8 protein-coding genes are annotated in these 11,321 nt (G+C 73.8%); 6 read left to right on the top strand and 2 right to left on the bottom strand.

Features of this window, described 5'->3' with window-relative positions; all coding sequences use genetic code 11:
* Positions 1 to 20: 20 nt before the first annotated feature.
* The 4 genes from AQJ58_RS30055 to AQJ58_RS30040 are packed head-to-tail and all read left to right on the top strand — an operon-like array spanning position 21 to position 5,524.
* Complete coding sequence (locus tag AQJ58_RS30055; protein WP_067255836.1) at positions 21 to 503, top strand: cupin domain-containing protein; 483 nt, start codon at positions 21 to 23, stop codon at positions 501 to 503.
* Entirely contained in the window at positions 500 to 1,408 is a 909-nt protein-coding gene (locus AQJ58_RS30050; protein WP_067255834.1) for an acyl-CoA thioesterase, read from the top strand. Before AQJ58_RS30055 ends, AQJ58_RS30050 begins: the two co-directional genes overlap by 4 nt.
* Before the next feature lie 46 nt (positions 1,409 to 1,454).
* Positions 1,455 to 3,131 carry an AMP-binding protein gene (locus AQJ58_RS30045; protein ID WP_234360343.1) on the top strand — a complete coding sequence of 559 codons (1,677 nt, stop codon included), beginning with the start codon at positions 1,455 to 1,457 and terminating at the stop codon, positions 3,129 to 3,131.
* 11 nt (positions 3,132 to 3,142) lie between these two features.
* The gene (locus AQJ58_RS30040; protein ID WP_067255832.1) at positions 3,143 to 5,524 is read left to right on the top strand and encodes a bifunctional salicylyl-CoA 5-hydroxylase/oxidoreductase; all 2,382 of its coding nucleotides are present in this window, start codon (positions 3,143 to 3,145) and stop codon (positions 5,522 to 5,524) included.
* A 347-nt stretch (positions 5,525 to 5,871) separates the two neighbouring features.
* Here AQJ58_RS30040 and AQJ58_RS30035 read toward each other — a convergent pair whose 3' ends face one another.
* The gene (locus AQJ58_RS30035; RefSeq protein ID WP_067255831.1) at positions 5,872 to 6,528 is read right to left on the bottom strand and encodes a CBS domain-containing protein; all 657 of its coding nucleotides are present in this window, start codon (positions 6,526 to 6,528) and stop codon (positions 5,872 to 5,874) included.
* 318 nt (positions 6,529 to 6,846) lie between these two features.
* On the opposite strand from AQJ58_RS30035, the gene AQJ58_RS30030 reads away from it, so the two are divergent.
* Positions 6,847 to 7,743: an amino acid kinase family protein gene (locus AQJ58_RS30030; protein ID WP_067255828.1), complete on the top strand. Its 897-nt coding sequence runs from the start codon at positions 6,847 to 6,849 to the stop codon at positions 7,741 to 7,743.
* A gap of 334 nt (positions 7,744 to 8,077) precedes the next feature.
* Here AQJ58_RS30030 and AQJ58_RS30025 read toward each other — a convergent pair whose 3' ends face one another.
* Positions 8,078 to 8,728, bottom strand: coding sequence for a CBS domain-containing protein (locus AQJ58_RS30025; RefSeq protein ID WP_067255826.1), 651 nt, complete (start codon positions 8,726 to 8,728; stop codon positions 8,078 to 8,080).
* 174 nt (positions 8,729 to 8,902) lie between these two features.
* Here AQJ58_RS30025 and AQJ58_RS30020 point away from each other — a divergent pair, with 174 nt between their 5' ends.
* On the top strand, positions 8,903 to 11,308 hold the full coding sequence (locus AQJ58_RS30020) for a glycoside hydrolase family 65 protein (RefSeq protein ID WP_067255824.1): 2,406 nt from the start codon (positions 8,903 to 8,905) through the stop codon (positions 11,306 to 11,308).
* Positions 11,309 to 11,321: the final 13 nt, after the last annotated feature.

Raw genomic sequence — 11,321 nt, 5'->3', positions numbered from 1 at the left:
GACCGAACGGAGCCCGCGCCATGGAGCCCGACCTCAGCAAGTACCGGCTGGAGGGCGACAACTCGATGTACCGCCTGCCCAGCGGCATCGTCGCCCCCGTCGTCACCCGCGGCGGACTGGAGAGCGCGAACACCGCCGACTCGGGTGGCGCCGTGCGGGTCTCCGGCGTGAGCATCCAGCACACCCCCGCCACCCGCCTGTGGTTCGGAAAGGTCAGCAACGAGCCGGGCTACCGCTCCGTCTCCCACCACCACGGCGAGGCCGAGACCGGGGGATACGTGCTGTCCGGCCGGGCGCGGATCTACTTCGGCGAGAAGTTCGAGGACTACGTCGACATGGAGGAGGGCGACTGGGTCTTCGTGCCGCCCTTCATGCCGCACGTCGAGTGCAACCTCTCCCGCACCAAGCCCCTGACCTGGATGACGACCCGCACCCCGGAGAACATCGTCGTCAACCTGCCCGACGTCGCCGACGCCGCACTGCGCGACTGGCTGGACCGATGACCGGCCCGGCGCCGACCTCGGCCGTCTTCACCGCCGCCCTCACCCTGAAGCCCGCCGAGCCCGAGCACTTCGACCTGGCCTTCACCGCCGTCACCCAGCCCTGCCCCTGGCCCAAGGCCTACGGCGGCGACCTGGTCGCCCAGGCGGCCGCCGCCGCCATGCGGTCGGTCACCGACGGCAAGTCCCTGCACTCCATGCACAGTTACTTCCTGCGTCCGGCCGACATCGGCGCCGAGGTCCGCTACGAGGTGGAGGTGCTGCGCGACGGCCGCGGCTACAGCACCCGCCAGGTGCGCGGCTACCAGAACGGCAAGCCCCTCTACGTCTGCCTCGCCAACTTCGCGGCGGGCGAGGCGGGTGCGGCCTTCCACGCCACCCTCGCCGAGGACGCGGAGGTACCCGGCCCCGAGGGCCTGCCCACCTCGGCCGAGTACCTCGCCCGGCACGCCGACGCGCCCCTGACCGAGGACGTCCGGAGCTACTGGTCCGGTGGCCGCGGCTTCGACATGCGGCACGTCCCGGGCCCGGTCTACCTCACCGTCGAAGGAGACCGCCTGCCGCACCAGGCGGTGTGGATCAAGCCGTACGACCCGCTCCGCCCCGTCGACGGACTCACCGACGCCGGCCGGGACCTCGCCGCGCTGGCGTACGTCTGCGACTACACCATCCTCGAACCCGTCCTGCGGGTTCTCGACCTGCCCTGGTCCCGTCCCGGCCTGGTCACCGCGAGCCTCGACCACGCCATGTGGTTCCACCGCCCCGCCCCGATGGGCGACTGGCTCCTCTACGTCCAGGAGGCGGCCGCGGCCGACGCGGGCCGCGGACTCGGCACCGGCCGCTTCTTCACCCGCGACCGCCGCCACCTGGCCACCGTCGCCCAGGAGGGCATGATCCGCCCCGCCTGACCCGCCCCGCCCCGCTCCGGGCGGGATCCCGGAAGGAACACGTCCGTTGACCCCTGCCTTACCACCCCCGATACCCCTCGGTCTCGCACCCTCGGCACACGTCGACACCTTCACCCGCGACCATCTGCCGCCCCCGCACCAGTGGCCGGCGATCGAGTTCACCACCCCCGAACTGGCCTACCCGGACCGCCTCAACGCGGCGACCGAGCTGATCGACGCGCCCGTCGCCCGGTACGGCCCCGACCGCCCGGCCCTGCGCACCCCGGCCGGGGAGCTGTGGACGTACGGCGACCTGCGCACCCGCGCCAACCAGGTCGCCCAGGTCCTCACCGAGGACCTCGGCCTGACCCCCGGCGGGCGCGTCCTGCTGCGCTCGCCCAACACCCCCTGGACGGTGGCCTGCTGGCTCGCCGTCCTCAAGGCCGGCGGAGTCGTCGTCACCACCATGGCCGCCCTGCGCGTCCGCGAACTCACCCCGGTCGCCGAACGCACCCGGCCCTGCATCGCCCTGGTCGACCACCGCTGCGCCGAGGACGTCCACACCCTGCGCGAGACCGTGCTGCCCTCGCTGACCGTCGTGGAGTACGGCGGCACCGGCCCCGAGGACCTCCTCGCCCGGGCCGCCGCCAAGTCCGGCGAGTTCACCGCCGTGGACACGGCCGCCGACGACGTGGCGCTGCTCGGCCCCACGTCCGGATCCACCGGCGTACCCAAGATCACCATGCACTTCCACCGGGACATCCTGTCCATCGACAACACCTTCGGCCGCCACACCCTCGGCCTGGTCCCCGACGACCTGGTCGCCTGCACCGCGCCGCTCGCCTTCACCTTCGGCCTCGGCATGCTGGTCGTCTTCCCGCTGCGGGCCGGGGCCTGCGCCCTGCTCACCGAGTCCGCCACCCCGCTCCAGCTCGCCCACCTCGTGCGTGAGCACGGCGTCACCGTCCTCGCGACCGCACCCACCGCCTACCGGGCCATCCTGCGCGAGGGAGCGGAGGACAGCCTGCGTGCCCTGCGCATCGGCCTCTCGGCGGGCGAGCACATCCCCCGCTCCACCTGGGACGACCTGCACCGCCGCATCGGTCTGAAGGTCGTCGACGGCATCGGTGCCACCGAACTGCTGCACATCTTCATCTCCGCCGCCGGAGACGACATCCGTCCCGGCGCCACCGGCCGCCCCGTCCCCGGCTACCGGGCCGCCGTCCTCGACGTGGACGGCACGGAACTCGGCCCCGGCGAACCCGGCAGACTCGGTGTCATAGGCCCCGTCGGCTGCCGCTACCTCGACGACGAACGCCAGCGGGACTACGTCCTGGACGGCTGGAACATCACCGGGGACGTCTTCCACCGGGACGAGGACGGCTACTTCCACTACCACGCCCGCAGCGACAGCATGATCGTCTCCTCCGGCTACAACATCGGCGGCCCCGAGGTGGAGGCCGCCATCGACACCCACCCCGACGTCGTCGAATCGGCGGTCGTGGGCCGGCCCGACGCCGAACGCGGCTCGGTCGTCTGCGCGTTCGTCGTCCTGCGGGACGGCGTCAAGGGCGACGAGAACAAGGCCAAGGAGATCCAGGACCACGTCAAACGCGTCCTCGCTCCCTACAAGTACCCGCGTGACGTGCGCTTCCACGGCGCCCTGCCGCGCAACACCAGCGGAAAACTCCAGCGGTTCGCACTCCGCAGGATCGTCGAGGCCGAAGCGGCCGGCGAGCAGTGAGAGGAACTCCCTTGAAAATCGCGATCATCGGCGGTGGCCCGGGAGGTCTCTACCTCGCGGCCCTGATGAAACAGCTCGACCCCGCCCACGACATCACCGTCTGGGAACGCAACGCCCCCGACGACACCTTCGGCTTCGGCGTCGTCTTCTCCGACGAGACCCTCGGCGGCATCGAGAACGCCGACACCGACATCGCCGAGGCCATGTCCCGCCGCTTCGCCCGCTGGACCGACATCGACATCCACCTCCAGGGCGAGACCCACACCGTCGGAGGCCAGGGCTTCGCCGCCATGAGCCGCAAGGACCTCCTGCACCTCCTCCAGGAACGCTGCCGCGCCCTCGGCGTCACCCTGCACTTCTCCACCCCCGCCCCCGACACCGACCGCCTGCGCGCCGCGTACGACCTGGTGGTGGGCGCCGACGGCGTCAACTCCGCCGTACGGACCGCCCACGCGGACGTCTTCCGGCCCACCCTGGACCGTCGCCCCAACAAATACATGTGGCTCGGCACGGACCGGGTCTTCGAGGCCTTCCAGTTCTTCGTCGACCAGACGCCGTGGGGCGTCATGCAGGTCCACGGCTACCCCTATTCCGCCACGGGCTCCACCTTCATCGTCGAGATGCACGAGGACGTCTGGCGGCGGGCCGGCTTCGACGCCGGCGAGGACGTCGTCCTCCCGCCGGGCGCCTCCGACGAAGCGGCGGTGGCCCGACTGCGGGAGCTGTTCGCCGACGCCCTGGACGGCCACCGGGTGTTCGCCAACAACTCCAAGTGGCTGAACTTCACCACCGTGCGCAACGAACGCTGGCACCACGGCAATCTGGTCCTCATCGGCGACGCCGCCCACACCGCGCACTTCTCCATCGGCTCGGGCACCAAACTCGCCATGGAGGACGCCCTCGCCCTCGCCGCCTGTCTGCACGAACACCCCGACACCGAGGCCGCGTTGACGGCGTACGAGGCCGAGCGCCGCCCCGTCGTGGAGTCCACCCAGCGGGCCGCGCAGGCTTCCCTGGAGTGGTTCGAGAACATCGGCATGTACGTCCACCAGGAGCCCACCCAGTTCTGCTTCAACCTCCTCACCCGCTCCCGCCGCATCACCTACGACAACCTGCGCACCCGCGACGCGGAGTTCGCCGACCGGGTGGACACCGCCTTCGCCCGCGCCCAGGGGCTCGACGGCACCGCCCCGGCGATGTTCCAGCCGTACCGGATCGGGCAGCTGGAGCTGAAGAACCGGGTCGTCGTCTCCCCGATGGACATGTACTCCGCCGTGGACGGCGTGCCCGGCGACTTCCACCTCGTCCACCTCGGATCCAAGGCCATGGGCGGCGCCGGACTGGTGATGACCGAGATGGTCTGCGTCTCGCCCGAGGGCCGCATCACCCCCGGCTGCACCGGCCTGTGGAACGACGAACAGCGCGCGTCCTGGGCGCGGATCGTGTCGTACGTCCACGAGCACAGCACCGCCCGCATCGGCCTCCAGCTCGGCCACTCCGGCCGCAAGGGCTCGACCCGGCTGATGTGGGAGGGTATGGACGCCCCGCTGCCCGAGGGCAACTGGGAGACGGTCGGCCCGTCCCCGGTGCCGTACGGCGAGGGCTCCCCGGTGCCGCGCCGGCTCACCCGCGCCGACCTGGACCGGATCGTCGCGGACTTCGTCGCGGCCGCCCGCCGGGGCGCCGAGGCCGGCTTCGACCTGCTCGAACTCCACTGCGCCCACGGCTATCTGCTGTCCTCGTTCCTCTCTCCGGTCGCCAACCGCCGCACCGACGAGTACGGCGGACCGCTGGAGAACCGGCTGCGTTTCCCCCTGGAGGTCTTCGACGCCGTGCGCGCCGCCTGGCCGGCCGGACGCCCCGTGATCGTGCGTATCTCCGCCAGCGACTGGGTGCCCGACGGCAACACCGAGCACGACGCCGTGGAGATCGCCCGCGCCTTCGTCGCGCACGGCGCGGACGCCATCGACGTCTCCTCCGGCCAGGTCACCAAGGACGAGCGGCCCGCCTTCGGCCGCTCCTACCAGACCCCGTTCGCCGACCGCATCCGGCAGGAGGTCGCCGCCGCCACCGGCACGGCCGTCATCGCGGTCGGCGCCATCGCCTCCTACGACGACGTCAACTCGATCCTGCTCGCGGGCCGCGCCGACCTGTGCGCCGTGGGACGCACCCATCTGTACGACCCGCACTGGACCCTGCACGCGGCGGCCGAGCAGGAGTACCGGGGGCCGGGCGCCGACTGGCCGCAGCCGTTCGCGGCGGGCCGCCGCAAACCGCCGTCCGCGCGCACCGACGCCGTGCGCCCCCGGCTGTCGCTGCTCCGCTCCGACCCCGTCGGCCAGGGTGTCCACCTGCGCTGGATCCCCTCGCGCGCTCCGGCCCCGGTGTCCTGAGCCGGATCGGGCGCCGTGCGCCGCGTGGACCCGCCCGGGCCGGCCGCCTTGCCGACGGCGATGCCGCCGGTGAGGTGGCCGAGGCCGTTCACCTGGGCGCTGCCCGCCGTGTACGCGGCGAGGCCGGCGCCGAGATCGAGACGCTGCCCGCACAGGAGCACGGGGGCTCCCTCGGGGGCGTCGGGGTGCCCCGGTTGGCCGCGCATCCCGGCGGAACGGCCGGATCGAGCGGGACGCCGACGGCGGTCGGACCTGGATGCTCCATCCGACCGGGATGCTCCAGAGGTCGGCGACCTCGGTACCGGGACCGGTCCCGGCCGTGCCGCACCATCCGGGACGCGCCCGCGTCACCCCGGTCCACCCCCGCCCGGGAGGTCGAACTCCACGTCCACGACGCCCTCGACGGCGCGGATCAGCCGCGCCGCCACCGGGACGAGTGCGGTGTCCCGCACCCGGCCGCCGAGCCTCACCACGCCGTCCCGCACGGCCACCCGCACGCTGGAGCCGGGCAGGGGGAACAGGTAGGCCACGACCTCGCGCCGTACCTCCTCGGCGATCTCCTCGTCGGGGCGGAGGAAGACCATGAGGAGGTCGGCACGGCTGACGACCCCCTGGAGCACGCCCGCCGCGTCGACCACGGGAAGCCGCTTGACCTTCGCCCGGGCCATGGTCGCCGCGGCCTGGGCCAGGGTGGCGTCCGCGTGGACGGTGAGCGCCGGGGAGGTCATCAGCTCCTGCGCCGTCACCGCACCGGCCTTGGCCAGGTCCGTCAGGCGCCGCAGCTGGGTGTTCCGGTCCGGGTCGGTGTCGCGGAACTCCTCCTTGGGCAGCAGATCCGCCTCCGAGACCACGCCGACGACACGGCCCTCGCCCTCGACCACGGGCAGGGCGCTGACCCTCCGGTCCCGCATCGTCCGCACGATGTCCTTGAACGCCGTCCCGCGGCCGACGCAGGCGACCGTGCGGGTCATGACGTCGCTGACGATGTGCGGGGTGCCGTGCATGGACACTCCTTCGTGGTTCGTCCGGCGGCCGGGGCGGCCGGGCCGTTCGACGGTGCCGGGAACGGCCTGTTCCAGCGGCCGGTTCCAGCGTGGGCCCCGGCCTCCGCCCCGCCCAGGGGCCGTCCGGTCCCCGGCCGGGGCCGCTCGGCACGTCGGCGCACCGGCCGGACCGGGACCATCGGGCCCCCCGCGGGACCTGTGGCCACTGCCCGGGAGCGGCCTGGCGCGCGACGATCGGATCGTCACCGGCCGGACCGAGAGCCCGCCGCACCGCACCCCCTCGACGCCGTGCCCGCCGCCCCCTGGAGGACCGAAGCCATGCGTATCGTCGTCGCCCTCGGCGGCAACGCCCTGCTGCACCGCGGCGAACGCCCCGAAGCCGCGGTGCAGCAGGCGAACATCGACCGGGTGGCCACCGCCCTGGCCGCCCTCGCCCATGACCACGAACTCGTCCTCACCCACGGCAACGGCCCCCAGCTCGGCCTGCTCGCCGGGGAGAGCGCCGCCGACCCCGCGCTCAGCGCCCCCTACCCGCTCGCTCTGCTCGGCGCCCAGACGCAAGGCATGATCGGCTCCCTGCTGGCCCGCACCCTGCACGACGCCCTGCCCGGCCGCCCCGTCGCCACCCTGGTCACCCACACCCTCGTCCGCGCCGACGATCCGGCGTTCGCACGGCCCACCGAACCCGTCGGCCGGACCGGCCCCCGGGAGACGGCCGGCGCCCGGGAGACGGCCGGCGCCCGGCGCCGGGTGGTCCCCTCGCCGCGGCCGGAACGGGTCCTGGAGACCGGCATCGTCCACCAGCTGCTCGACAGCGGCACCCTGGTGATCTGCGCGGGCGGCGGAGGCGTACCCGTCACCGCCGCCCCGGACACCGGAGCCCTGACGGCGGTGGAGGCCGTCGTCGACAAGGACCTCACGGCGGCCCTGCTCGCCGAGGACCTGAAGGCCGACTTCCTGCTCGTCCTCACCGACGTCCCGTGCGTGTACGAGGAGTACGGGACACCGGGGCAGCGGCCGATCCTCGACGCGACCCCCGCCGAGCTGCGCCGCGCAGGGTTCCCGGCGGGGTCCATGGGGCCCAAGGCCGAGGCCGCCGCCCGGTTCGTGGAGCGGACCGGCGGGCTCGCCGCGATCGGGGCCCTCGACGCGGCGTACGAGATCGTGCACGGCCGGTCGGGCACCCTGGTCCGCCCGGACCTCACGGCCGGCTGACGGCCGTACGCCACGGGCCCGGGCGCTGTCCGGGACTCCTTCCGGCGCTCACGGCGGACGAGCGTCGACGCGCAGGGCACGCACCGAGGAGGGGAACGCGATGACCGCGACCGTGACAGCCCCCGAACGCGTCACCCCGGCCGCCCGGCGAGGCCTCGCCGGGACACGCCGGCGCGAGCTGATCGCGTGCGCCACGTCATCCAGGCCGAGGGCGACGCGTCGTTCCTGACCGGCCCGACGCCGGACCGGAACCTCGTCGACCGGGTCCGCGACCGGTTCCGGCGGCACGGCCCGCGCGCGGTGTGAGCCCGCCGGGCCCCGTGGCCGGCCGCCGCTACCGGTGTCCCGGCGCAGGCCCCGCCGGTCCCCACGCCGGGCCGGACGGCCGCGAAGGGCCCGTGGGCGCAGGTCTGCTGACGACGCCGACCACGCCGTCGACCCGGTACGCCGGCCCGATCGCGGCCGCCAGCTCCGCGCCGTGCTCCCCGGGGGCGCGCAGCGTGACCACGCCGTCCCGGACCGACACGGTCACCTCGAGGGCGGTCCGGCCGAGGACGCGGGGCAGTACGTCGTCGAGGACCTCCCGGCGGATCTCGTCGTCGGTCCGCAGGAACACCCGCAGCAGGTCACGCCGGGTGGCGATGCCGACCAGCCGGTCCTCCTCGTCCACCACCGGCAGCCGCTCGACACCGCGCCGCTCCATCACACGTGCCGCGTCGGCGATCCGCTGCTCCGGGTGCACGGTGATCGCGGGCGTCGACATCAACTCCCGGGCCGTGACGGCGCGGCCGTCCGGGGACCGGCCCGCCTGATGGCGGATCAGGTCCGTCCCGGAGATCACCCCGACGACCTTGTCGTCCCCGTCCACGACGGGCATCCCGCTGATCCGGTGCCGGTCCAGCAGCCGTACGACGTCCTTGAACGGGGTCCCCCGGCGGGCCCGGACGACCTCACGGGTCATCACCTCACCCACGATGCGGGCCATGCGTCCCACCTCCTCCTCGTCCGCTCCAGCCTGCGGCCGCCGCGGACCGAAGGGCAGGTGCTGTCGGTCCCCTCCTCGGGGCCGGTCGGTCCTCGGACGGCCGCCCGAACCGGACAGCGGGCGCGCGGGGGCCCAGACTGGAGTTCTGGCGCGCACGGGGCAGGAGGTGAGCCGGTGACGGGCTGGACCTGGGAGTACGACGGCTACGACCCGCAGGCCGAGTCCCTGCGCGAGGCGCTGTGCACGCTGGGCAACGGTTACCTGGCCACCCGTGGGGCGCTGCCGGAGTGCGACGCGGACGCGGTGCACTACCCCGGAACCTACGTGGCCGGCTGCTACGACCGGCTGACGACGGAAGTGGCGGGGCGCCGGGTCGAGAACGAGGACATGGTCAACGTCCCGAACTGGCTGCCGCTCCGCTTCCGCCTCGCGGGGCAGTCCTGGCTCACCCCGGAAACGGCCGAGGTGCGGGACCACCGGCAGGTGCTGCACCTGGCCTCGGGACTGCTGGAGCGCCGGACGCGGTACCGGATCGGCGAGGACCGGTCCCTGGTGGTGCGCCAGCAGCGGCTCGTCCACATGGCCGACCCCCATCTGGCGGCCCTGCGCACGGAGTTCACCGCCGAGGACTTCGCCGGGGACCTGGAGGTGGAGGCCACGCTGGACGGCGGTGTCACCAACGCCGGGGTGGCGCGCTACCGGGACCTGGGCGGCCGCCACCTCACCCGGCCGCACACCGGATCCGCCGGGCCGGACACGGTGTGGCTGCGCTGCCGCACCCGCACCTCCGACGTCCGCATCGGCATCGCGGCGCGGCTGACCGCCGACGCGCGGATCACCGCCCGGCACGACAGGACACGGGTGCACCAGACGGTGCGGCTACCGCTGCTGCCCGGTCGTACGGTCCGCGTCGACAAGACCGTCGCCCTGCACACCTCCCGCGACCCCGCGATCAGCGATCCGCCGGCCGCCGCGGTCGACCGGGTGACGGCGGCGCCGCCCTTCGACGCGCTGCGCGAGACACAGCTGACGGCCTGGGCCCAGCTGTGGCGGCGGGCCGAGCTGGAGGTGCCCGGCGAGGCGGGGCGCGTCCTGCGGCTGCACCTCTTCCACGTCCTGCAGACCCTCTCCCCGCACACGGCCGACCTCGACGTCGGAGTTCCCGCCCGGGGCCTGCACGGCGAGGCCTACCGCGGCCATGTCTTCTGGGACGAACTCTTCGTGCTGCCGTACCTCGACCTGCACTTCCCGGAGGTCTCCCGGGCCCTGCTCCGCTACCGGCACCGCCGCCTGGACCGGGCCGTGGCCGCCGCCCGCGCCGCCGGACGGCGGGGCGCGCTGTACCCGTGGCAGAGCGGCAGCGACGGCCGGGAGGAGTCCCAGGAACTGCACCTCAACCCCCGCTCCGGGCGCTGGCTGCCGGATCACTCACGGCTCCAGCACCACGTCGGCTCGGCGGTCGCGTACAACGTGTGGCGGTACTGCGAGGCCAGCGGGGACACGGAGTTCCTGCACACGAAGGGCGCCGAGATGCTGTTGCAGATCGCCCGCTTCTGGGCCGACTCGGCGACCTGGGACGAAGGAGTGGGCCGCCACCGCCTCCGGGGCGTGATGGGCCCCGACGAGTACCACGACGCCTACCCCGGTGCACGGCAGCCCGGTCTCGACGACAACGCGTACACCAACGTCACCGCCGCCTGGGTGCTCACCCGCGCCCTGGAGGTGCTGCGGACCCTGCCCGAACCCCGACGGCGTGAACTCGCCGAGCGCACCGGCCTGGACGAGGGCGAGCTCGAACAGTGGGAGGACGTGTCGCGCACCCTTCATGTGCCCTTCCACGCCGGTGTCATCAGCCAGTTCGAGGGGTACGGCGACCTCGCCGAACTCGACTGGGAGGGCTACCGGCGCCGGTACGGCGACATCCGGCGCCTGGACCGGATCCTGGAGGCGGAGGGCGACACCGTCAACCGCTACCAGGCGTCCAAACAGGCCGACGTCCTGATGCTCGGCTACCTCTTCTCGCCGCACGAACTCCGCGCCCTCTTCGCACGGCTGGGGCACCGGCTGGACGAGGACACCTGGCGACGGACGGTCGACCACTACCTGCTGCGCACCAGCCACGGCTCCACCCTCAGCGGTCTGGTCCACGGCTGGGTCCTGGCCCGGGCCCGGCGGGCGGAGGCATGGACGTACTGCCAGGAAGCGCTGCTCGGCGATGTCGCCGACGTCCAGGGCGGCACCACCGGCGAGGGCATCCACCTGGGCGCCATGGCCGGCACCCTCGACCTGGTCCAGCGCGGACTGACCGGCCTCGAGACCCGCGCCGGTGCCCTGTGGCTCGACCCGGTGCCGCTGCCGGAGCTCTCGTCCTACGGCTTCTCCCTCCGCTACCGGGGGCACTGGGGCGTCCGGCTGCGCCTGAGCCGCGGCCGGCTGGAGATGACGGTGCCGCCCTCCGACCGCTCCCCGATCGACCTCCGGCTGCCGGGTCGCGCGGTCCGCGTACGGCCGGGGGAGACCCGCGAGATCACCCTGCCGGACCTGCCGGACCTGCCGGACCTGCCGGGCCTCGCGGACTGACGGCACGGACCGG

Source organism: Streptomyces sp. DSM 15324, from assembly GCF_001514285.1.
Lineage (GTDB): Bacteria > Actinomycetota > Actinomycetes > Streptomycetales > Streptomycetaceae > Streptomyces.
This window is presented reverse-complemented; position numbering and strand designations above follow the sequence as displayed.

Coding starts and splice junctions, on each gene's coding strand:
- AQJ58_RS30055 (WP_067255836.1), top strand. CDS start 21: ATGGAGCCCGACCTCAGCAAGTACCGGCTGGAGGGCGACAACTCGATG.
- AQJ58_RS30050 (WP_067255834.1), top strand. CDS start 500: ATGACCGGCCCGGCGCCGACCTCGGCCGTCTTCACCGCCGCCCTCACC.
- AQJ58_RS30035 (WP_067255831.1), bottom strand. CDS start 6,528: ATGCACGGCACCCCGCACATCGTCAGCGACGTCATGACCCGCACGGTC.
- AQJ58_RS30030 (WP_067255828.1), top strand. CDS start 6,847: ATGCGTATCGTCGTCGCCCTCGGCGGCAACGCCCTGCTGCACCGCGGC.
- AQJ58_RS30025 (WP_067255826.1), bottom strand. CDS start 8,728: ATGGCCCGCATCGTGGGTGAGGTGATGACCCGTGAGGTCGTCCGGGCC.